Source organism: Rhizobacter sp. P2_H2 (genome assembly GCF_056403375.1).
In genome coordinates this window covers 1-885 of sequence record NZ_JBFUFP010001569.1, presented here as the reverse complement: position 1 = coordinate 885, position 885 = coordinate 1, and the positions used below count along the sequence as shown (strand labels likewise).

At 62.5% G+C, this 885-nt stretch carries 1 protein-coding gene; it reads right to left on the bottom strand.

Going from position 1 to position 885, the window contains the following annotated elements; genetic code table 11:
* The coding region (locus AC1D15_RS34800) for a calcium-binding protein (protein WP_477829665.1) at positions 1 to 885 on the bottom strand (885 nt) is incomplete at both ends.

The window sequence follows — 885 nt, the reverse complement described above, 5'->3', positions numbered from 1 at the left end:
ATGGTGTCCTGGCCGTCGCCGTTGGCGAAGTTGTAAAAGTCGCCGCCGAGGCCGCCGGTGATGGTGTCGTTGCCCTTGCCACCGGTGATGGTGTCGTTGAGGGTGGTGCCGACCAGTGTGTCATTGCCGTCGGTGCCCTTGTAGGTCTCCGCGAGGATCGCGTCGATGGAGTCCAGGGTCTTGTCTTCGAACTTGATGGCCTGCAGCGGGTTGTAGCTGTTGAGCGGGTTGTCGTTGTAGAAGAAGTCCTTCACCGTGACCGTGTCGGTGGTGCCTTTGACGGAGGCGATCAGCGAGGTGCCGGAGCGCGACAACTGGACCTGGCCCGACGCCAGGTCGGTGAACACCAGCGTGTCGGTCTTGCCGGAAGTGGTGTCGTAGGTGGAAGCGATGGTGTCCTGGCCGTCGCCGTTGGCGAAGTTGTAAAAGTCGCCGCCGAGGCCGCCGGTGATGGTGTCGTTGCCCTTGCCTCCGGTGATGGTGTCGTTGCGGATGGTGCCGACCAGGGTGTCGTTGCCGGAGGTGCCCKWRTAGAKCKYCTYGAGGATTGCGTCGATGCCYACGCTCTCGCCTGGGGGKGTGTCGTAGAACTTGATGGCCTGCAGCGGGTTGTAGCTGTTGAGCGGGTCGTTGYTGTAGAAGAAGTCCTTCACCGTGACGGAGTCCGTCGTGCTGCCGATGACGGAGGCGACCAGCGATGTGCCGGAGCGCGAGAGCTGGACCTCCTTCTGCTTCAGATCGGTGAACACCAGCGTGTCGGTCTTGCCGGAAGTGGTGTCGTAGGTGGAAGCGATGGTGTCCTGGCCGTCGCCGTTGGCGAAGTTGTAAAAGTCGCCGCCGAGGCCGCCGGTGATGGTGTCGTTGCCTTTGCCACCAGTGATGGTG